Consider the following 22,377-nt stretch of genomic DNA (forward strand, 5'->3'; position numbering starts at 1 on the left):
CGACGGCGACATGACGCCCTGATACCGGCTATCACCAGCGATTGCAAAGGTATATTACCTTCGAAGTCTATCAGCAGCCGATTCGGCTTCCACCTTCACTCAACATTGGCGGGCCTGTTTCGCTGGGCATTCGCATCACGGATGTTCCTATGAAATGCATCGTTACTGGTGGCGCCGGCTTCATCGGCAGTCACCTCGTCGACCGCCTCCTCGACGATGGCCACGAGGTCATCGCGCTCGATAATTTCGTGATCGGACGCCCCGAAAATCTGGTCTCGCGGATCGATTCGAATCGACTCAAGATCGTACGGGCCGACGTCACCGAACTCGAATCGATCAAGCCGCATTTCGACGGCATCGACTGGGTGTTCCATCTCGCCGCGCTGGCCGACATCGTTCCCTCGATCGAGTCCCCGATCCCGTATCACCGCGCCAATGTCGACGGGACCGTCAACGTTCTCGAGGCTGCACGGCAGGCCGGCGTCAGCCGCTTCGTTTATGCCGCGTCGTCCTCCTGCTACGGAATTCCCGACGTCTATCCGACGCCGGAGAGCGCCGAGATCCGTCCGATGTATCCCTATGCCCTCACCAAGAATCTCGGCGAGCAGTGCGTCATGCACTGGTGCCAGGTCTACAAGCTGCCCGCGGTCGCGCTGCGCCTGTTCAACGTGTACGGGCCGCGCCATCGCACCACGGGCACCTACGGCGCCGTGTTCGGCGTGTTCATGGCGCAGAAGCTCGCCGGCAAGCCCTTCACGGTGGTTGGCGACGGCGAGCAGACCCGCGACTTCACCTTCGTCAGCGATGTCGCCGACGCTTTCGTCACCGCAGCGCGCTCCGAGGTCTCGAACGAAATCTTCAACGTCGGCTCCGACAACACCTACAGTGTCAACCGGCTTGTCGAGCTTCTCGGCGGCGACAAGGTCCACATTCCCAAGCGGCCCGGCGAGCCCGATTGCACCTATGCCGACATCACCAAGATCAAGCGGATCCTGAAATGGACGCCGAAGGTAAAATTTGAGGACGGGGTCGCGACGATGCTGAAGTCGATGGATCAGTACAAGGACGCTCCCCTGTGGACGGTGGACAAGATCGCGGACGCCACCAAGGACTGGTTCAAATATCTCGGGGACAACAACGACGCGGCGTCCGGCGCGCCGCAGAAGGCAAGCCAGTGAACAGGTTCACCGGGTATCGTTGCCGCGAATCGATCAATTCCGGGCCGCCCGGCTGAGTCCGGCTGGCGCTTTGGGTTATTCACATGGGCAATCTTCCGACCGGCAATCCCGCGTTGAACGACCAACTGGCGGCGCACGAAAAGATCAAGACGATCGAGGAATTGGGCGAGATCGCGCGGTCCGCGCAGGCGCGGGGCCGGAAGGTTGCACTCTGCCACGGCGTCTTCGACCTCGTGCATCTCGGCCATATCAGACACATCCAGGCGGCGCGCAACGAGGGCGACGTCGTCATGGTGACGATCACCGCCGACCGTTACGTCAACAAGGGCCCCGGTCGACCGATCTTCCCCGAAAATATGCGGGCCGAGATGCTGGCCTCGCTCGCGACGGTCGATTGGGTCGGTATCAATCACACTTCCAGCGCCGAGCCGATCCTGGATACGGTGAGGCCGGACATCTATGTGAAGGGGTCCGACTACGAAAATCCCGAAGACGACGTGACCGGCAAGATCCGAACCGAGCGCGACGCCGTCGAGCGTCACGGCGGACGCATCGTGTTCACCCGCGACGTGACATTCAGCTCCTCGTCGCTGGTGAACCGGTATTTCGACATCTACGATCCTCCACTCCGCGACTACCTGCAAAAAGTCCGTGAAGGTGGCGGCGCCGATCGCCTGCTGAAGCTGATCGACAAAGTGCAGGACATGCACGTCGTGCTGGTCGGCGACACCATCATCGACGAATACCAGTACGTCACGGCGCTCGGAAAGGCCTCGAAGGAAAACATCGTCGCCACGCTGTTCAAGAGCGGCGAGCAATTTGCCGGCGGCGTCATTGCCGCGGCGAACCATGTCGCGAGCTTCTGCAAGTCGGTGGAGGTCGTCACGACGCTGGGTGGCAACGACTACCCTGAGGAGTTCATTCGTGCGCATGTCCGCCCGAATGTCACGTTGACGCCGATCCGCCTTCAGGGCCGTCCGACGACCCGCAAATCGCGGTACGTCGAGCTGGGGTATCTGCACAAGCTCTTCGAAGTCTACACCATGGACGATACGCCGCTCGAGGAGGCCGATCGGAAGGAGATCGACCGTATCACGACGGAGCGCGTCCGTGGCGCGGACGTGGTGATCGCCACGGATTTCGGCCACGGCATGATCGCGTCGAGCACGATCGACACCCTGATCGCCAACTCCAAGTTCCTGGCGGTCAATGCCCAGAGCAACAGCGGCAATCACGGCTACAATTTGATCACGAGGTATCCGCGGGCCGACTACATCTGCATCGACGCGCCGGAGGCCCGTCTGGCTGCAACCGACAAGTTCAGCGACATCGCGTCCGTGATCGAGGCCGGCCTGCACGGCAAGATCGATTGCGACAACATGATCATCACGCACGGCTCCTTCGGCTGCTACCCCTTCTCGTCGAAAACCGGTGTCACGCGCGTCCCCGCCTTCACCAAGACCGTCGTCGACACCGTCGGCGCGGGCGACGCCTTCCTGACGATCACTGCGCCGCTGGTCGCCGCCGGCGGCAATATCGAGGACGTCGCCTTCATCGGCAACGCAGCCGGCGCAATCAAGGTCGGGATCGTCGGCCACCGCAGTTCGGTCGAGAAGGTGCCGCTGGTCAAGTTCGTCACCGCGTTGTTGAAGTAGCGCGACGGCAGATACTGGAGAACGACAGTGATTGGTCAAAAATGGAATGTGATGGTCACCGGTGGTGCCGGCTATGTCGGCAGCGTGCTGGTTCCCCAGTTGCTCGCTGCGGGCCACAAGGTCACCGTGCTCGACCTGTTCATGTATGGCGAGGACGTGTTCGACGCCGTCCGCAACAATCCCGATTTGCGCCTGATCAAGGGCGACATTCGTGACGAAGCCGCGATCAACGAGGCCCTGCGCGGCAACAACGCCGTCATCCACCTCGCCTGCATCTCCAACGACCCGTCGTTCGAACTGGACCCGGGGCTCGGCAAGTCCATCAACTACGACTGCTTCCGGCCGATGGTGCGCGCCGCCAAGAAGGCGGGCATCAAGCGCTTCATCTACGCCTCCTCGTCCAGCGTCTACGGCATCAAGGACGAAGCCGAGGTGACCGAGGACCTGTCCTGCGAGCCGCTCACGGACTACTCGAAGTTCAAGGCGATGTGCGAAACCGACCTTGCCGACGAGGCCGCGTCCGGGTTCGTCGCCTGCACGGTCCGCCCCGCCACCGTTTGCGGCTACGCGCCGCGGCAGCGGCTCGACGTCGTCGTCAACATCCTGACTAATCTCGCGGTCAATACCGGCCGCATCCGCGTGTTCGGCGGAACGCAGCGCCGGCCCAATTTGCACATCGAGGACATGTCAGCCGCCTATCTGTTCCTGCTCCAGCAGGATGACGCAAAGATCGACGGCAAGACCTACAATATCGGCTACGAGAACCACTCGCTGATGAAGATCGCCGACATCGTCAAGTCGGTGGTCGGCAGCAATGTCGACGTCGTCGTCGAGCCGACGGACGATCTCCGCTCCTACCACGTCTCTTCGGAGAAGATTCGCCGCGAGCTCGGCTTTGCGCCGACCCACACGATCGAGCAGGCCGTGTCCGGCCTCGTCAACGCCTTCAAGGGCGGCCGCCTGCCGAACTCGCTCAATGACCCCCGGTACTTCAACATCAAGATGATGCAGAACATCAGCCTGAAGTGAGCGGCGTGCGGATCGGCATCGATTTCGACAACACGATCATCTGCTACGACAAGGTCTTTGCGGCCGTCGCACGTCAGCGTGGGCTGGTGCCGGAAGGGTGGGAGGGGCTGAAGACCGACCTCCGGGATCATCTCCGGTCCCGCGCGGGCGGCGAGCTCGCCTGGCAAGGACTGCAAGGCTTCGTCTACGGCAAGGGAATTGGCGGCGCCGAACTCTATCCGGGAGTGCGGGAATTCCTGGCGGCGTGCAAGCAGGCCGGCGCGAAGGTCTCCATCGTCAGCCACAAGACCCGATTCGGTCATCAGGACCCCGACCGCACCGACCTGCGTGACGCCGCGCGCGGCTGGCTGCGGGGAGCCAGGCTGATCGACGCTGCGGATGCGGCGCTGGCCATCGGCGACGTCTATTTCGAGGACACGCTGGCCGCCAAGGTCGAGAGGCTCGCGAGCCTGGAGCTCGACGTCTTCATCGACGATCTCGTCGACGTCTTCGAGCAACCGCATTTTCCGAAAGCAATGCGATCGATCCTGTTCACGCGGTCGCAGCCTCCCCACCCCGAACACTGCAAGCCGATCGCGACATGGGCCGATATCCGCCGCGAGGTGTTTGCGGCATGAGCGAGACCGACATCACCGCGCCGGATGCGATGGCGATCGGCAGCCGCCTGGCCGGTGCGCGTGTCGCGGCCGCCCAGCCGACAAGGTCCGGCGGCAACAACAGGGTGTTTCGGCTGGAGATGGCGGAGGGACCGCCCCTCGCCCTCAAGCATTATCCGTCCGACGGACGCGATCGCCTGGGACAGGAGTATGATGCACTCTCGTTCCTGGCGCGCCACGGCATCACGTCGACACCGCGGCCGGTCGCGAAGGACGCAGATGCGTTCTGCGCGCTGTACCAATGGTTCGACGGCGAGGCCGCAGTGCTGCGCCCCCAAGGCGACGATGCCGATCAGCTCGCCGATTTCCTCATCGAGCTGCAGAAGCTGCGCGAGGCCGAAGGCGCGCAGAACTTGCGCAATGCCTCGGCCAGCATCTTTTCGCCCGAAGCGGCCATCGTCCAGTATGAGCAGCGCCTGGACGGACTGCGGCGGGCTTCGGATGATCATCCTGACCTGCGTGCGTTCCTCGAAGGCAGCCTGGTTCCCATCACGGCCGTTGCGATTCGGCAGCTCCGCCGGCGCTACGCGGAACTGGGTCGGGATCCCGCAGCGGACCTTGCGCCGCCCCATCGCGCGCTGAGTCCGTCCGATTTCGGACTGCACAACGCACTGCGCGCCGAAGACGGGCGCTTGCGATTCATCGACTTCGAATATTTTGGCTGGGACGATCCGGTCAAGCTCATGTCCGACACCGCCATTCACCCCGGCAGCGATCTGCCCGAGGCGAGCGCGAATCACTTGATCGAACGGCTGTCGCGCGCCTTCGAGGCGAGAGATGACGCGTTTGCGATCCGACGTGACGTACTGTATCCTGTGTTCAAGGGAATCTGGTGCCTGATTGTCCTGAACGCCTATTTGCCGGACAGCCGCTCCCGGCGCGCAATGGCTGCGCAAGGTGGCGATGTTAGGATCCGCCTCGCCGGTCAGCTCGACAAAGCCCGCCGGCTTCACCAGACGATTCGGCCAACCGATTTACCGAAGTGACCCAAATCTCGCCCCACGCCGAAGCCGCCCTCACCTGCACGCTGGATGAGCGCAGCCTTTATCTGCGCCGCCTGGTCTTGGGGTCTGTCCGCTCCGCGGGACGCGGACATGTCGGTCCGGCATTGTCGCTGATCGAGATGGTCCGCGTGCTCTACGATGACGTGCTGCGGATCGATCCGAGCAACCCGCGCGATCCGGCCCGCGATCGCGCGATCCTCAGCAAGGGACACGGGTGTCTGGCGCTCTATGCGCTGTTGGCCGATCGCGGGTTTTTTCCGCTGTCGGAGTTGGACGGCTTCTGCGGCCCCGACAGCATTTTGGGCGGACATCCCGAATACGGAATGGTGCCGGGGGTCGAGGCGTCGACCGGCGCGCTTGGACACGGCCTGTCGATCGGTGTCGGCCTGGCGCTCGCCGCGCGCATGCGCGAGCGCAGCTACCGCACCTTCGTCCTGCTCGGCGACGGCGAGATCAACGAGGGATCGGTGTGGGAAGCTGCCATGGGCGCGGCCAAGCACGGGCTCGACAATCTTGTCGCGATGATCGACTACAACAAGCTGCAGAGCTACGGGCCCACCGACTACGTCCTGCCGCTGGAGCCGCTCGCGGATAAATGGCGCAGCTTCGGCTTTGCCGTCCAGGAGCTCAACGGCCACGACGTCGGCGCCCTGCGCACCGTCCTGAAGCAGGTCCCGGCCGTTCCGGGAAAGCCCACCGCGGTCATCTGCCATACCGTCAAGGGCAAGGGTCTGCCGGCCGCGGAATCCAACGCCGATTGGCATCACAAGAACAAGCTGACCGACAGCGAGCTCGACGCAATCCGCGTCGCCGTCGGGGATTTTTGATCGGCTCCTCATGCGCAACACCGCGATGAACATGATCCACAAGCTCGCCGCGCGCGACGAGCGTGTGCTCTACATCGGCTCCGATCCCGGCGCAGGCACCTTGCGCGCGATGAGCAAGGAGTTTCCCAAGCGCCATCTGATCGAAGGCATTTCGGAAGCGCACATCATCGGCATGTCGGCCGGTCTCGCGATGGAAGGCTTCGTGCCCTACATCAACACGATCGCCACATTCCTCACCCGCCGCTGCTACGAGCAGGTCGCCGTCGATCTCTGCCTGCACAATCTGCCGGTGCGGCTGATCGCCAATGGCGGCGGGCTCGTCTACGCGCCGCTCGGCCCCACTCACCAGGCGATCGAGGACATCGCCATCATGCGGGCGCTGCCGAACATGACGGTGGTCTGCCCGTGCGACGCCGACGAGGCGGCGCGGCTGATGGAGCAAACCCTCGACTGGACTGGACCGATCTACATCCGGCTCGGTAAGGGTGGCGACGCAATCGTCTCGAAGGCCGAGCACGGCTTCGAAATCGGCAAGGCCATCCTGCTGCGGCCGCCCGGCGACGTCGTCATGGTCACGACAGGTATCATGCTCCAGCGCGCACTCGCTGCGGCCGACATGCTGGCCGCGCAGGGCATTCGCGCCGGCATCCTGCACATGCACACGGTCAAGCCGCTCGACACCGAGGCGCTGCTGCAAGCGATCCGGGGCACCCGGCTCGTGGCGACGCTGGAGGAGCACGTGCCCTCCGGCGGCCTCGGCAGCGCAGTCGCGGAGGCGCTGATCGACAAGCTCGGCTCTGGCCTGCCCGCGATGCTGCGGTTGTCGCTGCCGGACCGGTTCATGCACAATTACGGATCGCAAGATTCGCTGTTGAAGAAGCACGGACTTTCCGCCGACGCCATCGCGACCTCGATCGCGCGCGCGCTCATCGCCTCGCCCACCTCCTCTCCTCAACTTCAATCCACCTGACGGGCCCCATGCACGACGTTCGATATTCCTATCTGCTCGAGCAATTCTCCGACCCGGCACCGATCCTGGCCGAGATCGGCCGGCTGGTGGCGACCGGTGACTTCACCTTGGGCAAGCCGGTCGCGGAATTCGAACGGCGCTTTGCCGAGCTGATCGGCGTGCGTCATGCCATCGGTGTCGGATCGGGCACCGATGCGCTCAAGCTGCCGCTCAAGGCGCTCGGCATCGGCCATGGCGACGAGGTCATCACGGCCGCCAACACTTTCATCGCCACCGTGGGCGCCATCGCGGAGACCGGCGCGACGCCGGTGCTGGTCGACTGCGACGACTCCTTCTGCATGAACGTCGACTACGTCGAAGCCGCGATCACGGAGAAGACCAAGGCGATCATGCCGGTTCAGTTGACCGGCGAGGTCACCGACATGGGCAAGCTGACGGCGATCGCCCAGCGTCACAACATCCCCGTGGTCGAGGATTCCTGCCAGGGCATCCTGTCGGAGTTCGCGGGAAAACGGTCCGGCACCCACGGTATCGCGGCCGGCTTCTCCCTGCATCCGCTCAAGAACCTCAACGTCTGGGGCGATGCCGGTGTCGTCGTCACCAATGACGACGGGATGAACGAGCGGCTTCGCCTGATCCGCAACCACGGCATGAAGAATCGCGACGAGATCGCGATCCTCGGCTGCAATTCGCGGCTCGATTCCCTCCAGGCGGTCGTCGGCAACTGGCTGATCGGCCAGACCAGCGAGATCACGCGCCGTCGGATCGAGAACGCGGCCTATTACGATTCGGGCCTTGCCGGCCTGCCCGGCCTGCGGATTCCGCCGCGCCGGCCCAACGTGAAGCACGTCTACCATCTCTACATGGTGTTCGCCGAGCGTCGCGACGAGCTCTACAAATACTGCCTGGACAACGGTATTGAAGCGAAGATCCACTATCCCATCCCGCTGTATCAGCAGGAAGGCCTCAAGCACCTCGGCTACGCGCCGGGCACCTTCCCGGTCACGGACCGCCACGCCCGGGAAGTCATCAGCTTCCCCGTCGACCAGCATCTGACGCGCACCCAGCAGGACCGCGTCATCGAGATCGTCCGGAATTTCTGCCATGGACGCTGACACCGGCCTCCGACGCATCGGTTACGTCAATCTTCCCGCGCAATTCGAGGAAGAGCGCGGCGAGATCATGCAGGCGGTCGAGGGCGTGTTCCAGCGCGGCGATTTCATCGGCGGCGCGGCCGTTGCGAAGCTCGAAGAGGAGCTCACCACCTATCTCGGCTCGCCGCATGTGGTGACGCTGAATTCCGGCACCGATGCGCTGATCCTGTCCTTGCGGGCGCTCAACATCGGTCCCGGGGACGAGGTGATCACCCCGCCGAATTCGTTCGTGGCATCGACCGCGGCGATCATCGCCGTCGGCGCCACGCCCGTGTTTGCGGACGTGCTGCCGGACCAGAATATCGATCCGGCCGCGGTCGAGGCCGCGGTCACCTCGCGCACAAGGGCGATCATGCCGGTGCACCTGACCGGGCGCATGGCCGACATGAATCCCCTGATGGCGATCGCGGCCAAGCACGCTCTCGCCGTCATCGAGGACAGCGCGCAGGCCGTCGGCTCGACTTATGACGGGCGGATGAGCGGGACCATCGGAACGTTCGGCTGCTTCTCCGCCCACCCGCTGAAGAACCTCAATGCCGCGGGCGACGCCGGCTTCGTCGTCACCGCCGATGCCGAGCTTGCCGCGAGAATTCGCCGCCTGCGCAATCACGGTCTGATCAATCGCAGTGACGTCCAGGAATGGGGCATCGTGTCGCGCCTCGACACCGTCCAGGCCGAGGTGCTTCGCATTCGCTTGCGTCACCTACCCTCTGTCATCGAACGCCGGCGCCGCAACGCCGCGCAATACCGCGCCGAGCTCGCCGGCCTTCCCCTGTTCATCCCGGTTTGCCGCAACATCGAGTTCAACACCTTCCACACCTTTGTCGTGCAGACAGACCATCGCGACGACTTCCAGAAATATCTTGCCGACAAGGGTATCGAGACCGCGATCCATTATCCGGTACCGATCCACCTCCAGGAGGCGGCGGCGCATCTTGGCCACGGTCGCGGCGCGTTTCCGGTGACCGAGCGGCAGGCGGATCAGATCCTCACGCTTCCCATCAACCAGTTCCTCTCGGCCTCGGATATCAGCTATGTTTGCGCGACCGCCCGGGAGTATTTTGCATGACGGACACGGCTTTCCTCGAGGCTGATGAGCAGGCACTGGCGCAACGCTTCATCGACGACGGCTTCGTCACCACGCCGGCCGACGATCGCGCCGGGCTCGACCGGATCCAGCGGCGCGCCGCTGAGCTCGCGGCGGACTATCTGAAGCTGCCACACGGCAACGACCCCTACGCGATGCTCGACACCATCCACACGCGGGTGAGCGTGGATGATCTCAACGGCCTGCGGCTGCACGTCTTCAACGGCCTCAACGCCGAGCCCTGGTTCCGGCCGACCTATTTCCGTCTGGCGCGCTCGACGATCGAGACCATCGTCGGCAACGAGCTCTGCATGCAGCGTCGCGTCAATCTCAGCATCCAGCTGCCGGGAGACGATTCGTCGCTGCTCGCCACCCATTCCGACGTGTGGTCGGGCGACTCCCCGTTCGAGGTCGTGGTGTGGGTACCCCTGGTCGACGTCCACCGCACCAAATCGATGTATCTGCTGCCGCCATCCCTGAACGGCGACATGCAGGACCGGATGACTAGCCTCCGCAGCGCCGAGGAACTCTACCAGACCATCAAGCCGCACGCGACCTTCATCGAGATTCCCTACGGGCACGTGATGCTGTTCAATCAGACCCTGATGCACGGCAATCGAGTCAACGAGGAAGCCGGCTCGCGCTGGAGCATGAACTGCCGCTTCAAGAGCATCATGTCGCCCTATGCGGACAAGCGATTCGGCGAATTCTTCGAACCGATCCTGCTGCGTCCGGCGACACGCGTCGGCATGCAATACAAGCTCCCGGGAGGCTTCCATGGCTGAGCGAGCCGGCCATCGCGGCTATATCGGCGCCCGGCCGCTGAACGGCAGCCGCACCCCGCAGCACGTCCAGAACATCGTGATCCGCGACTATGCGCGGCGGAAGAATCTGCATTATCTGCTCAGCGCCGCCGAGCACACCATGCCCGGCAGCTACATGGTGCTCGAGGACATCCTCGACGAGCTGCCGCGGTTGCGCGGCCTGATTCTCTACAGCATCTTCATGCTGCCGCCCGACGAGGCACGGCGACGGGAGATCTATGACCGCGTGCTGAGCGAGGGCTGCGATCTGCACGCGGCCGTCGAGGAGATCACGCTGTCCTCGCGCGACAACATCCAGGCCGTCGAGGACATCCTGCTCGTCAACAAATTCGCGACCATCCTGTAACGATGCCGCGGACCGGTTCAGGACAATGACCGAGATCAACCTGCTCCAGCCGATGCACGCATCGACCAAGCGGAACTACGTTCAGCGGGTCGTCGAGCACGACAAGGCGGAATCCGCCACCGTCGCGCGGCAATGGGGATACGACTATTGGGACGGCGACCGCCGCTATGGCTACGGCGGCTACCGCTACGACGGACGCTGGCGCCCGCTCGCCCAGACCCTGATCGACCGCTACGGCATCAAGCCCGGGATGAGCGTACTGGATGTCGGCTGCGGCAAGGGCTATTTGCTCTACGAATTCACCCAGCTCGTCCCCGGCCTCACCATCGCAGGCATCGACATCTCCGACTATGGCATCGCCAACGCCAAGGAGGAGGTGCGACCGCAATTGAAGGTCGGCAGCGCCGTCGAGCTCCCCTACCCCGACCATAGCTTCGATCTCGTGGTGTCGCTCGGCGTGCTCCACAATCTTCCGCTCGAAGACGTCTTCCGCGCCGTGTCGGAGATCGAGCGCGTGGGACGCGGCGCCTCGAAATATCTGATGGTGGAATCGTTCCGCGACGAGCGCGAGAAGGCGAACCTGCTGTACTGGCAGCTCACCTGCCTGAGTTTCCATGGTCCGGAAACCTGGGCCTGGATCTACGACAAATGCGGCTACCGGGGCGACCATGGGTTCATCTTCTTCGAATGAAGCAACGGGCCTGCACCGGCGGGCCTCGCTGCGGGCGCAAAATCCCGAAGTGTATTATTCGGACGACGCCATCGTTACGGCGGACGACGCCACGATCGCGGAGCTGAAGCGCATCGCCGCAGGCAATCCGCGTCTGCGCAGCCGGCTGTGCACGCATCCCGATCCCTTGTCCGGCCTTCACGAGATGCTGATCGTGCATCATCGCGAGGCCTATGTGCGGCCTCACAAGCATTTTGGCAAACCTGAATCCTTTCACCTGATCGAGGGCACCGCGCAGGTCGTGATCTTCGAGGGCGACGGCCGCATTCGCGACGTGCTCGAGATGGCGCCGTACGGCCGGGGCGCGCTTTGCTATTACCGGATGCCCGAGCAGGTGTTTCACTCGATCCTGATCACCTCGGAGTGGCTGGTGTTTCACGAAACCACCGCCGGTCCGTTCGATCCCTCCCGCACGGCATTCCCCGACTGGGCGCCCGACGGCAACGATTTCGCCGAGGTCCAGAACTACGTCACGAAGGTTGGTGCGCTCGCCACGGAGCATCTGGCCCATCGCCATACTTCACGAGCCATTCCAGCAGAGGTTTCTACCGATGACTGACCATTGCCGCCTCTGCCATTCGACCAATTTGCGCCCGGTCATCGACCTCGGACAGATGCCGATTGCGCATCGGCTTCGGCACAGCCGCGACGAACAGGAGGAACGGTATCCGTTCGAGGTGCTGGCGTGTGGCGAGTGCGGCCTGCCCCAGATCGTCAAGCCGATCGATCCCGACATTCTGTACCGGCAGTTCAACTACAATTTCAGCAGCTGGAAGCCGGAGCCGCACCAGGTCGACGAACTCGACACCATCGCCAAATTCTCACCCCACCAATCCGTGTTCGAGATCGGATGCAATGACGGCCTGTTCATGGACAGGCTTCGCGAACGCGGTGCGAAGGTCTTGGTGGGCGTCGAGCCCAACCCGGTGTCCGGCAAGATCGCCCGCGAGCGTGGCATCAAGGTCTATGCCGACATGATCAGCCCGGCGCTGTGTCACGACGCGATTGCCGAGGCCGGCAAGTTCGACCTCGTCGTCTCGCGCCAGGTGCTGGAGCACATCGTCGATTTCGAGAACTTTTTCGACTGCGTGAAGATCGCGCTGCGCGACGACGGGCTGCTGTTCATCGACGTACCTGATTTCGCACCCGGCTCGACGGCGGGCGACCTCTCGGTCCTCTGGGAGGAGCACGTCAGCTACTTCACCGAGCCGACGCTGCTCGCGCTGCTGGCGCGCCACGGCTTCGAGGCGGTGTCGGTGAAGAAATACAATTTCAGCGGCGGCAGTCTCGCGATCGCAGCGCGACGCGCGACGCGCGACGTGACGGCCCCGCCCGCGCCATCCGGCGTCGGCGAGAAATTCGGTCGGCGCGCCAGGGAGTACGGCGCGCGTCTTCGCCCGATCCTCGCCAAGGCCCGCGCCAACAGGGCCGAAATCGCCATCTACGGCGCCGGCTGCCGCGCCTGCACCTTCACCAATGCCCATGAACTCGGGGATCTCGTCGATCTCTCGGTCGACGACCAGAAGGAGCGCCAGGGCTTATTCCTGCCCGGGACCGGCATTCCGATCCGCCCGCCGGAGGACCTTGCCGGCAAGTCGAATCCGCTCGTCTGTCTTCTGGCCGTGAACCAGGAGAACGAAGACAAGGTCGGTAGCCGACTACGTGAAAACGTGAAGCGTCCGCTCCACATCGTTTCGATCTTCGCGCCCTCGGACATCTGGAGCGAGCTCGATCGCCTCGAGGCGGCCGCGGGGTCGCGGCATGGCTGAGGACAAGCTCTTCAACTATTACGAACGCCAGGACGTCCTGCCGACGTTCGGGAATTTCAAATCCGCCGCCGAACTCGGAGCCTATGCCGGCCTGCGGCGCGAGTTGTTTTCGGACAAGCTGGTGCTGCCGCCGCGGTTGTTCCGCGATGCAGACGTGCTCGAATTCGGCCCCGATTCCGGCGAGAACGCGCTGGTGTTTGCAGGCTGGGGCGCGAACATGACGCTCGCCGAGCCGAACCGGCATGCGCACGCGAAAATCCAGGCTTACTTCGCGCATTTCAGCCAAGCGGAACGTCTCCGCGAACTCGTGTCGTTCGACGTCGAAGGCTTTCGCAGCGATCGTCGTTTCGACATCATCGATGCCGAAGGATTCATCTATACGGTACAACCGACTGAAAATTGGCTCGGCATCTTTCACCGGCTACTCAATCCGGACGGTTACGCCGTCGTTTCCTACTACGAGCGCTACGGCGGCTTCTTCGAACTCGCGCTCAAGGCGATTCATGCGGCCGGCAAGGCACTGACGGGCCGTCCCGGACTCGAAACGGCGAAGCTGCTGTTCGACGCGAAATGGAACAGCATTCCGCACACGCGCAGCTTCGAATCCTGGCTGATGGACGTGCTCGAAAATCCTTTCGTCCGGCACCGCTACTTTCTCGACGCGGGAGCCTTGTGCACGGCGGCACATGAGCAGGGATTCGACATCCATTCGGCGTGGCCCGCCTATCGCGACAGCCTGGATGTCTACTGGCACAAGAAGGTTCTCTCCGACGACGAGAAGCTGCGGCGCGCGACGCGCCACCTCGGTCGCAGCCGTCTGAGCTTTCTCGGCGGACGGAAGCTCTATCTGGCCGGCAAGACCAAAGCGGTCGAGGCGATCTCGGCTTCGATCGAGACACTGGTTCTCGATGTCGATGCGATGATCGACGATCCCTTCGGCGATAGCCTGCCCCGTGTGATCGCGAGCCTCGCTTCGCTGCGCGAGACGATACCGACGACAGATGTTCTCGCCGACGGTGCGTCCGACATCGACGCCATCGTCGCGACCCTCGACAGTTTCCATCGTATTTTTGACGCGATCGGGCGACGGGATGCGTCCACAGTCACCGCTCTCACCCAATCCGACCAGGCGTTCATCAACACCTGGGGACAGCCGGCGCATTTCCTCGTTCTCCGGAAACGCTTCGAGGGGTCCTAGCAAGTGAGGCCGGGCATTGGCATCATCGGAACGGGCATGGTCGGCCAGATGTGCCACCTTGCCAATTTCGTCGCCAACCCCGCCTGCCGCGTTGTCGCGATCGCGGATCTCAGGCCTGATCTCGCCGCGGCAGCGGCGCAAAAATTCGACATCGCGCGGGTCTACGGCACGCACCGGGAATTGCTGGCGGACAGCGAGGTGTCGGCCGTCGTCGTGGTGACGAAGCGTCGCGCCACCGGCCCGATCGTGCTGGATGCGTTGAACAGCGGCCGCCATGTGCTCTCGGAAAAGCCGATGGCCTACACCACGGCTCAGGCCGTTGCACTGGCCGAGGCGGCGCGGCGGCACAACCGCGTCTACAGCATCGGCTACATGAAGCGTCACGACGCCGGGGTGACGCGCGCGATGGCCGAGTTGGCGCGCCTGCGAGCAGATCAGTCGCTTGGACGCATTGTCGGCGCGCGAGGCTGGTGCTTCGGTGGCAGCACGGGCCGGTCGCAGGACAATTTCATCATGACCGGCGAGGTACGGCCGGACGGGCTCGAGCTCTGGCAGGACGGCCCCGACTGGATGCCGGGCGCGATGCGACCCGGCTACGACAATTTTCTGAACGTGTTCAGCCATATCATCAACCTCGCGCGCTACGTGCTCGGGTCGTCGCCGGCAGTCGCCGAAAGCAACGTCGAGAGCTCGGGCGCAGCGACCGTGACACTCGACTTCGACGGCATCGCCTGCGCGCTGCAACTCGCGAATGGATCCGAAGGCGTCTGGCGCGAGGGGCTGAGCATCGCGTTCGAGCGGGGCGCGCTGACCATCGAATTGCCCCCGCCTTTTGCCGAGCAGGAGGCAGAGGTCATCCTCGATCAGCAAGGACAACGCACGCAATTGCCGCGCGACACGAGTTGGGCGTTTCGGCGTCAGGCCGATGCATTCGTCGCCGATATCGTGGAGCAGAGGACGCCGCTGGCTTCCGGCGCAGATTCCGTGGCCGACATCACCCTTGCGGAGGCGATCTGGAAACGGCAGGTCGGCGGTTAGGCCTCACACCGTCCGGCGGCAATATCCGGGCGATGGCTGATCGCCCGCGTCCTAATCTAAGTGTTTGATTTCGCTGGCAGGAGTGGCAGGGCTCGAACCTGCGACCCCCGGTTTTGGAGACCGGTGCTCTACCAATTGAGCTACACTCCTACGGACCCTGCGTTGCCGCGCGGATCAGGCCGCTTTGAAGCACAGGGGGCGACCGGATTGCAAGGCCGGATTGCAAGGGTGAAGCGCGCTGGCTTCGCTTGTTTGTGCCGCGCCTTCTGGGCCACAGTCCGCTCCGAACAATAATAAGCAATCGGGAGTGCCCATGTCTGCCCAAGCGTCTACTGCCCAAGCGTCCGTTACAGCCGCCCACCGCCCCTCGACCGCGCCGAAAACCCCGCCTCTGCCGGAATCCCGCCCCGAGACGCTGGGGCTGTCGCGTCCCCGCCTCGTGGCGATGTCGGAGGCCTTCAAGCGCGAGATCGATAAGGGAACCGTGCCGGGCGTCACCGTGCTGGTGGCACGGCACGGCCAGGTCGGCTGGTTCGAGGCGCTCGGCAGGCAGAGCCCGACGGGCGCGGCGCCGATGGCGCATGATTCGATCTTTCGCATCTTCTCGATGACCAAGCCGATCGTGTCGGTCGGCATCATGGCGCTGGTCGAGGACGGGCACCTGATTCTTGGCGACCCCGTCGCGAAATTCATCCCGGAGTTCGCCGACCAGAAGGTCGGCGTGGTCAGCGGCGGCAAGCTGGAACTGGTTCCGCCGAAACGCCCGATGACGGTGCAGGACCTGCTCCGCCACACCTCCGGCCTGACCTACGAGCACCAGGGCGATGGCCCCGTGCACAAGATCTACCAGGACTCGCGGGTGCGCAGCCGCAAGATCACCAATGCCGAGCACGCCACCCTGGTGGCGAGCTTCCCGCTGGTCTGCCATCCCGGCGACGAGTTCAATTACAGCCGCTCCACCGACATCCTCGGGCGCATCATCGAAATCGTCAGCGGCAAATCGCTCGGCGCGTACCTCAGCGAGCGCATTCTCACGCCCTTGCAGATGGCCGAGACCGGTTTCTCGACAGCCGAGGCGAATGTCGGCCGGCTTGCCGAGCCGTTCGCGGCCGATCCCTGGACCGGCGACAAGGTTGCGCTGTTCAACATGCTCGAGCAGCCAATCATGGAGTCCGGCGGCGGCGGCCTCGTCTCCACCACCATGGACTATGCCCGCTTCGCACTGATGCTGCGCAATGGCGGCACGCTCGACGGCAACAGGATCATCGGCCGCAAGACGCTGGAGCTAATGGCCTCCGATCATCTCGGACCTCACGTCGTGACCAACGGCACTCTCCTTTCGGCCGGCCACGGTTTCGGCCTCGGCTTCGCGGTGCGCCGCGAGGCCGGCATCGCGCCCTTCCCCGGCAGCGTCGGCCAGTATTTCTGGAGCGGCATTGCGGGGACGTTCTTCTGGATCGATCCAAAGGAGGATCTGTTCGTCGTCTTCATGAGCCAGGGCCCGGGACAGCGCGACTTTACGCGAACGCTGGTGCGGGATCTGGTGTACGCGGCGGTGGATTGAGACGGCCTCGCTAGCCGCGGCGCTGCATCCACACTCTCGCTGTCATGCCCCGGCTTGACCGGGGCATCCAGTACTCTGTGTCGGATGTGGTGAGAGCGAGCTCTCCAACGCAGGCCGCGGAGTACTGGATCGCCCGCCTTCGCGGGCGATGACAGCTACTGGGGCCTCAGCTGATCGTTGCGCCGCCGTCGATCACCATGGTCTGGCCGGTCATGAAGTCGCCGGCCTTCGAGCCCAGGAACACCGCAGCGCCCGCGATCTCGTCGGGGACGCCGATGCGCAGCAGCGGCGAACGCGCGGTCGAGGCTTTCAGATTCTCCGGATTGTCCCACAACGCTTTCGCGAAATCGGTCTTGATCAGGCCGGGCGCGATGCAGTTCACGCGGATGTTGTGCGGGCCGTACTCGCAGGCCAAATTGCGCGCGAGCTGCATGTCCGCGGCCTTGGAGATCGCGTAGGCGCCGAGGATGGTCGAGCCTTTCAGGCCGCCGATCGAGGAGACGATGATGATCGAACCGTCCTTGCGCTCGATCATCTGCGGCACCACCATCGAGATCAGCCAGTTATTGGCGACGATGTTGTTGTCCAGGATCTTCCTGAACTGATCGTCGGAGATGCCGGCGAGCGGGCCGTAATACGGGTTCGATGCGGCATTGCAGACCAGCACATCGATTTTGCCGAAGGCGCGGTTGCTCTCGTCGATCAGGTTTTGCAGGTTCTCCTTCGAGGAGATGTTGGCGGCGATCGCCACCGCCGTGCCCTTGCCGAACTTATCATTGATGTTCTTCGCGACCTGGTCGCAAACGTCGGCCTTGCGCGAGGAGATCACCACCTTGGCGCCGTGCTCGGCCATGCGTTCGGCGATCGCAAGCCCGATGCCGCGCGTCGAGCCGGTGATGACGGCGACTTTCCCCTTCATGTCGAACAAGGTCATGTTTCTCTCCCTGATTGATCTTCGTGTTCGTTGTTCCTACGCGGCGATACAATGCATCGAACTATGGTGCGCAATTGCGCACCTGAGAATCTCGATATTCCGGGTCCGGTCCTGCGGACCGTCCCGGAATGACAGCTCACTCAGGCGAGCTTCTTGACTTCCGGTCCCGCGGGTTGATGCATCGCCGCATGCGCATCGTCCGCGATCCACGGCTGCTGGTTCACCATCGGCAGCCGCCAGACATTGCGCTCGGGGCTTGCGAAATAATCGAGCCGCGTCACCGAGCAATTGTCGATATCGAATCCGAGTCCCTGCTCCGGCTGATTGTCGAGCGCCAGCCCCAGCGCCGCCTTGATGGTGCCGCCATGTGCGACCGCGATCACGTCCTGCCCGGCGGCCTCATTGTTGATCCGCTCGATGGTGCGGCGGGTGCGGTTGTAGAGGTCCATGAAGCTCTCGCCGCCGGGCGCGGGCTCGTTGATGTCGGCGAACCAGCTGGAGCCGACGGGACGGCTGGCGATGAACTCGGCGCGGTTCATGCCCTGCCAGCGGCCGAGGTTTTGTTCGGCGAGGTCCGCTTCCCATGTCATCGCCGCAGGCCTCGGGAAGCCGGCCGCCCAGATCGCTTCGGCGGTCTGATGCGTGCGCATCAGATTGCTCGAATACCAGACCGCCTTGCGTGGCAGCACCTTGGCAACAGCATTGAAGACGTAGGTATCGCTGGTGTCGCAGGCGAGATCGGACTGACCGTAGATGTTGCCGCCGTCATTGCGCACGGGCGCGTGACGGACCCACCACCAGCGTGTCGTCACCACTTTGGGCTTGTCTGCACCTGCCATCGAAACCCTTCCATCCCGTTTGATGTCGCTGTACGTCAGTAGTGAACGTGTCTCAAGACACTTTACCGTTTGAAATCTTGTTTGAAATTCCGTCGCGCGGCAAGCGTCGCGTGCGAACCGAAGGGAGAAATCGCATGGGCCGTCTGCAAGGCAAATCCGTCATCATCACCGGTGCCGGCAGCGGCATCGGCCGCGCCGCCGCGCTGCTGTTCACCAAAGAAGGCGCCAGGCTGATCGCGGTCGATCGCAGCGAGGCGGTAAAGGAGACGGTAGAGGAGGTGAAGAAGGCCGGCGGTGTCGCCGAAGCGATGATAGCGGATGCGGGCTCCGAAAAGGACGTCATGGCCGTGATCGACAAGGCGGTGAAGACACACGGCCGGCTCGACGTGATCTGGGCCAATGCCGGCGTCTCCGGCGGACTCGTCCCGCTCGGCGAGCAGACCGTCGAGCAATGGCAGGAGGTCTTGCGCATCAATCTGATCGGGCCGTTTCTCGCGGTGAAGCATGCGATGCCGCACATGGTGAAGCAGCAGTCCGGCGCGATCGTGCTGACCGCGTCCGTCGCGGGTCTCAAGGCCGGCGCCAGCGGACATCCCTATGCCGCGAGCAAGGCCGGCGTCATCTCCCTGGTGCAGACCACGGCGTATTCGCTCACCGGCACCGGTGTGCGCATCAACGCGGTGTGCCCGGGCCTGATCGAGACCGGCATGACCAAGCCGATCTTCGACCGCGCCAAGGAGCGCGGCACCGCCGACAAGATCGGCCAGCTCAATCCGCTCAAGCGCCCCGGCCAGCCGCACGAGCTCGCCGCGATGGGATTGTTTCTGGCCAGCGACGAGGCGTCGTATGTCAATGGCCAGGCGTTCCCGGTGGACGGCGGACTGACGGCGTCGATGCCGTATACGGGAAAGCCGGTTTAGCAGGCGGGTTCTCGCCTCTGTCTTGCACGGCACCGCCACATTCTCAGCGTCGTCCCGGCGAAGGCCGGGACCCATACCGCGAGGTCTATCGGCTTGCGCACGGTGCCGATCCCGGACAACTGGTCTTCGCAAAACTGCTCCCTGTGGTTATGGGTCCCGGCCTTCGCCGGGACGACGTTGGGGAGATAGTGCGCGCCTCCATCAGCACGTCATTGCGAGCGTAGCGAAGCAATCCAGAGTCTTTCCGCGGCGGCAGCCTGGATTGCTTCGCTGCGCTCGCAATGACGGAGTCTTTGGGTGCAGGGTCGCGCTTCCATTCGCACTCCCGATCGCAGACACACCTTCGCCCTCTCGCGGCTCATTGCGCCCGAGCTTTGCTTCGTCGCCTTACGCTCAACGAAAGAGGGCGCAGGGTTGCGTCCCGCGTTGACCACAATTGGGTGTTTTGCCCGACAGGCAACGCAAAGTCTTGTAGCCCGGATGGAGCGCAGCGAAATCCGGGAATCCATTCACGCGGACAAGAGGTCCCGGATTACGCTTTCGCTCCATCCGGGCTACGGACCTGTGATCTGGATTTGCGCCTCCAGCCACCGCATTGGTATGGTTCGTGCAAGCACTTCAGCTTCCATCCCCCTGACAAGAACGTGAAAATGCCAAGCTCAAGACCCGACCGCATTCGCAAGCTGCTCGCCGACCTCGTCGGCTTCGACACGATCAGCGATCGCTCCAACCTGCCCCTGATCGCGCATATCGAAGGCTATCTCGCCGCGCTCGGCGTCAAGGGCGAGCGCATCGTTGACGAGACCGGACAGAAAGCCTCGCTATGGGTCACCATTGGACCCGAGGACCGCCCCGGTCTGGTGCTGTCGGGACATACCGACGTGGTGCCCGTGGTCGGCCAGGACTGGAGCCACGATCCATTCAAGCTGATCGAGCGCGACGGCAAGCTCTACGGCCGCGGCACCACCGACATGAAGGGTTTTGTCGCCGTGTGCCTCGCCATGGTGCCGGAGATGCTGGAAGCGAAGTTCGCGACGCCGATTCACCTCGCGATCTCTTATGACGAGGAGATCGGCTGCGTCGGCGTGCGGCCGATGCTGCGCGAGGTAGCGAAGAAACGCGTGAAGCCGCTCGGCGCCTTCATCGGCGAGCCGACCGAGATGAAGGTCATCATCGGGCACAAGGGCAAGCACGGCGTGCGCGCCACGTTCAAGGGGCTCGCCCGCCACTCCTCGATCGCGCCCGACGGGGTCAACGCCATCGAATACGCCGCCGAGCTGATCGTCGAGATCCGACGCCGCGCCGTGGCGCTCGCAGCCGTGCGAGCGGCCGACAGCCTCTACGACGTCCCGCACTCGACGCTGCTCACCAGCATCGTCCATGGCGGCGCCGCGCTGAACATCGTGCCGGATACTTGCACGGTGGATTTCGAATGCCGTGGCATCGGCATCACCGAGTCGCGCGAGGTCACGGATGCGATCGTTGCCTGGGCCAAGGCGGAGATCGAGCCCGCGATGAAGGCCAGACATCCGGAGTGCGGCATTGATTTCGAGGAGATCCTCGACTACCCCGCCCTCGACACGGCGGCCGATGCGACAATCGTCACGCTGGCCAAGAGCCTTGCGGGGCGCAACGACCACGCCAAGGTCGCCTTCGGCACCGAGGCAAGCCTGTTCGCCAGCATGGTCGATATCCCGTCCGTCGTGATCGGCCCCGGCTCGATCGCACAGGCGCACACACCGGACGAGTTCGTGGAAATGGCGGAGCTGGAGAAATGCGCAGGGTTTGTGGAGAAGCTGATCGCGCATTGCGAGAAGGGGTGAGGCTTCTTCTCGTCATTGCGAGCGAAGCGAAGCAATCCAGAATCATTCCGCGGGGGCAGTCTGGATTGCTTCGTCGCAAGAGCTCCTCGCAATGACGGGAGTATGTGGGGCAGCGCGTATCCCACGTGAGCGGTGCGCCTCAGCGCTCCTGCAATGCCAGCCGCACGCCGATCGCGCAGTAGATGGTCCCGAGCACCTTGCCCTGCCATTTCACGACGGCTGGATGGCGGCGTAGCAAATTGCCAAGGCGACCGGCGCCGACGGCGAACACCACCGTGCTGACGAGGCCGAGCAACACGAAGACAGCGCCGAACAGCGCGAGCTGCAGCGTCGTCGAACCATGCTCGGGACGGACGAACTGCGGCAGGAACGCAAGGAAGAACAGCGCGGTCTTCGGATTGAGCACCTCAGTCAGCACGGCCTGCCGGAATGCCCGCGCTGCGCTGATCGCGGGCGCGCCGCCATTCACCTCGAGCGGCGTCTTGTCGAGCATGGCGCGAATGCCGAGATAGATCAGGAAGCCTGCACCTGCGTATTTGACAACGCTGAACAGGAGCGCCGACGTTGCGATGACCGCAGAGAGGCCGACGATTGCCATTGTGGTGTGGACCACGTCACCGGCCGCAATTCCCGCGCCTGTGGCGATGCCGACCCTGGTTCCCGAGCTTGCGGCGCGCGCCATGGTGAGGAGTGTCGCCGGTCCGGGAATGAAGACGAAGCCGAGGACGATGAGGATGTAGGTGATGAGCGTGGTGTGGTCGATCATGCGGACATCTCTCTCGTCATTCTGTCTCGTGTCCCGGACACGAGAGGAACGCAAGCAAAGGCGCGG

General features: G+C 63.8%; 22 protein-coding genes and 1 tRNA gene. 19 read left to right on the top strand and 4 right to left on the bottom strand.

Going from position 1 to position 22,377, the window contains the following annotated elements; translation table 11 throughout:
* Nucleotides 1-149: 149 nt before the first annotated feature.
* The 16 genes from AC0L27_RS17940 to AC0L27_RS18015 all read left to right on the top strand — a co-directional run bounded on the left by AC0L27_RS17940 (nucleotide 150) and on the right by AC0L27_RS18015 (nucleotide 15,465).
* Entirely contained in the window at nucleotides 150-1,178 is a 1,029-nt protein-coding gene (locus tag AC0L27_RS17940; RefSeq protein ID WP_354209256.1) for an SDR family oxidoreductase, read from the top strand.
* An 83-nt stretch (nucleotides 1,179-1,261) separates the two neighbouring features.
* Nucleotides 1,262-2,833 (top strand): PfkB family carbohydrate kinase, encoded by a 1,572-nt coding sequence (locus AC0L27_RS17945; RefSeq protein WP_354209255.1) that lies wholly within the window; start codon nucleotides 1,262-1,264, stop codon nucleotides 2,831-2,833.
* Between the two features lie 27 nt (nucleotides 2,834-2,860).
* Nucleotides 2,861-3,862, top strand: a complete 1,002-nt coding sequence (locus AC0L27_RS17950) for an NAD-dependent epimerase/dehydratase family protein (protein WP_354209254.1) — start codon at nucleotides 2,861-2,863, stop codon at nucleotides 3,860-3,862.
* A gap of 5 nt (nucleotides 3,863-3,867) precedes the next feature.
* On the top strand, nucleotides 3,868-4,479 hold the full coding sequence (locus tag AC0L27_RS17955) for an HAD family hydrolase (RefSeq protein WP_354209253.1): 612 nt from the start codon (nucleotides 3,868-3,870) through the stop codon (nucleotides 4,477-4,479).
* The gene (locus AC0L27_RS17960; RefSeq protein ID WP_354209252.1) at nucleotides 4,476-5,504 is read left to right on the top strand and encodes a phosphotransferase; all 1,029 of its coding nucleotides are present in this window, start codon (nucleotides 4,476-4,478) and stop codon (nucleotides 5,502-5,504) included. The genes AC0L27_RS17955 and AC0L27_RS17960 overlap by 4 nt, the downstream gene beginning before the upstream one ends.
* Nucleotides 5,501-6,349 carry a transketolase gene (locus AC0L27_RS17965; protein ID WP_354209251.1) on the top strand — a complete coding sequence of 283 codons (849 nt, stop codon included), beginning with the start codon at nucleotides 5,501-5,503 and terminating at the stop codon, nucleotides 6,347-6,349. The genes AC0L27_RS17960 and AC0L27_RS17965 overlap by 4 nt, the downstream gene beginning before the upstream one ends.
* A 10-nt stretch (nucleotides 6,350-6,359) precedes the next feature.
* Nucleotides 6,360-7,319, top strand: a complete 960-nt coding sequence (locus AC0L27_RS17970) for a transketolase family protein (protein WP_354209250.1) — start codon at nucleotides 6,360-6,362, stop codon at nucleotides 7,317-7,319.
* 8 nt (nucleotides 7,320-7,327) lie between these two features.
* Nucleotides 7,328-8,434, top strand: coding sequence for a DegT/DnrJ/EryC1/StrS family aminotransferase (locus AC0L27_RS17975; RefSeq protein ID WP_354209248.1), 1,107 nt, complete (start codon nucleotides 7,328-7,330; stop codon nucleotides 8,432-8,434).
* Entirely contained in the window at nucleotides 8,424-9,542 is a 1,119-nt protein-coding gene (locus AC0L27_RS17980) for a DegT/DnrJ/EryC1/StrS family aminotransferase (protein ID WP_354209247.1), read from the top strand. The genes AC0L27_RS17975 and AC0L27_RS17980 overlap by 11 nt, the downstream gene beginning before the upstream one ends.
* Complete coding sequence (locus AC0L27_RS17985; RefSeq protein ID WP_354209246.1) at nucleotides 9,539-10,345, top strand: sporadic carbohydrate cluster 2OG-Fe(II) oxygenase; 807 nt, start codon at nucleotides 9,539-9,541, stop codon at nucleotides 10,343-10,345. The genes AC0L27_RS17980 and AC0L27_RS17985 overlap by 4 nt, the downstream gene beginning before the upstream one ends.
* Nucleotides 10,338-10,730 (top strand): LIC12192 family sporadic carbohydrate cluster protein, encoded by a 393-nt coding sequence (locus AC0L27_RS17990; RefSeq protein ID WP_247396583.1) that lies wholly within the window; start codon nucleotides 10,338-10,340, stop codon nucleotides 10,728-10,730. The genes AC0L27_RS17985 and AC0L27_RS17990 overlap by 8 nt, the downstream gene beginning before the upstream one ends.
* Before the next feature lie 25 nt (nucleotides 10,731-10,755).
* On the top strand, nucleotides 10,756-11,421 hold the full coding sequence (locus AC0L27_RS17995; RefSeq protein WP_275168124.1) for a class I SAM-dependent methyltransferase: 666 nt from the start codon (nucleotides 10,756-10,758) through the stop codon (nucleotides 11,419-11,421).
* Nucleotides 11,399-12,019, top strand: coding sequence for a WbuC family cupin fold metalloprotein (locus AC0L27_RS18000; protein ID WP_473319871.1), 621 nt, complete (start codon nucleotides 11,399-11,401; stop codon nucleotides 12,017-12,019). Before AC0L27_RS17995 ends, AC0L27_RS18000 begins: the two co-directional genes overlap by 23 nt.
* Nucleotides 12,012-13,229: a class I SAM-dependent methyltransferase gene (locus tag AC0L27_RS18005; protein ID WP_354209244.1), complete on the top strand. Its 1,218-nt coding sequence runs from the start codon at nucleotides 12,012-12,014 to the stop codon at nucleotides 13,227-13,229. Before AC0L27_RS18000 ends, AC0L27_RS18005 begins: the two co-directional genes overlap by 8 nt.
* Nucleotides 13,222-14,427 (top strand): class I SAM-dependent methyltransferase, encoded by a 1,206-nt coding sequence (locus AC0L27_RS18010; protein WP_354209243.1) that lies wholly within the window; start codon nucleotides 13,222-13,224, stop codon nucleotides 14,425-14,427. The genes AC0L27_RS18005 and AC0L27_RS18010 overlap by 8 nt, the downstream gene beginning before the upstream one ends.
* Before the next feature lie 3 nt (nucleotides 14,428-14,430).
* Complete coding sequence (locus tag AC0L27_RS18015) at nucleotides 14,431-15,465, top strand: Gfo/Idh/MocA family protein (RefSeq protein WP_354255003.1); 1,035 nt, start codon at nucleotides 14,431-14,433, stop codon at nucleotides 15,463-15,465.
* Nucleotides 15,466-15,539: 74 nt separating this feature from the next.
* Here AC0L27_RS18015 and AC0L27_RS18020 read toward each other — a convergent pair.
* Nucleotides 15,540-15,615: transfer RNA gene (locus AC0L27_RS18020), tRNA-Trp, on the bottom strand.
* A gap of 163 nt (nucleotides 15,616-15,778) precedes the next feature.
* Between AC0L27_RS18020 and AC0L27_RS18025 the strand changes: the two genes are divergently transcribed.
* Nucleotides 15,779-17,029 carry a serine hydrolase domain-containing protein gene (locus tag AC0L27_RS18025; protein WP_473319874.1) on the top strand — a complete coding sequence of 417 codons (1,251 nt, stop codon included), beginning with the start codon at nucleotides 15,779-15,781 and terminating at the stop codon, nucleotides 17,027-17,029.
* Between the two features lie 166 nt (nucleotides 17,030-17,195).
* Here AC0L27_RS18025 and AC0L27_RS18030 read toward each other — a convergent pair whose 3' ends face one another.
* Both AC0L27_RS18030 and AC0L27_RS18035 read right to left on the bottom strand, forming a co-directional pair.
* The gene (locus AC0L27_RS18030) at nucleotides 17,196-17,963 is read right to left on the bottom strand and encodes an SDR family NAD(P)-dependent oxidoreductase (protein ID WP_354209240.1); all 768 of its coding nucleotides are present in this window, start codon (nucleotides 17,961-17,963) and stop codon (nucleotides 17,196-17,198) included.
* Between the two features lie 140 nt (nucleotides 17,964-18,103).
* A complete protein-coding gene (locus AC0L27_RS18035; RefSeq protein ID WP_354209239.1) occupies nucleotides 18,104-18,802 on the bottom strand; it encodes a histidine phosphatase family protein in 699 nt (232 codons plus the stop codon).
* A gap of 134 nt (nucleotides 18,803-18,936) precedes the next feature.
* Here AC0L27_RS18035 and AC0L27_RS18040 point away from each other — a divergent pair, with 134 nt between their 5' ends.
* Nucleotides 18,937-19,722, top strand: a complete 786-nt coding sequence (locus AC0L27_RS18040) for an SDR family NAD(P)-dependent oxidoreductase (protein ID WP_354209238.1) — start codon at nucleotides 18,937-18,939, stop codon at nucleotides 19,720-19,722.
* A 650-nt stretch (nucleotides 19,723-20,372) separates the two neighbouring features.
* Nucleotides 20,373-21,545: an acetylornithine deacetylase gene (gene argE / locus AC0L27_RS18045; protein WP_354209237.1), complete on the top strand. Its 1,173-nt coding sequence runs from the start codon at nucleotides 20,373-20,375 to the stop codon at nucleotides 21,543-21,545.
* Nucleotides 21,546-21,684: 139 nt separating this feature from the next.
* Here the strand turns inward: argE and AC0L27_RS18050 are convergent, their stop codons facing one another.
* Nucleotides 21,685-22,311 carry a LysE family translocator gene (locus AC0L27_RS18050; protein ID WP_354255004.1) on the bottom strand — a complete coding sequence of 209 codons (627 nt, stop codon included), beginning with the start codon at nucleotides 22,309-22,311 and terminating at the stop codon, nucleotides 21,685-21,687.
* Between the last annotated feature and the right edge of the window lie 66 nt (nucleotides 22,312-22,377).

This window comes from Bradyrhizobium sp. Ken51 (assembly GCF_055807435.1).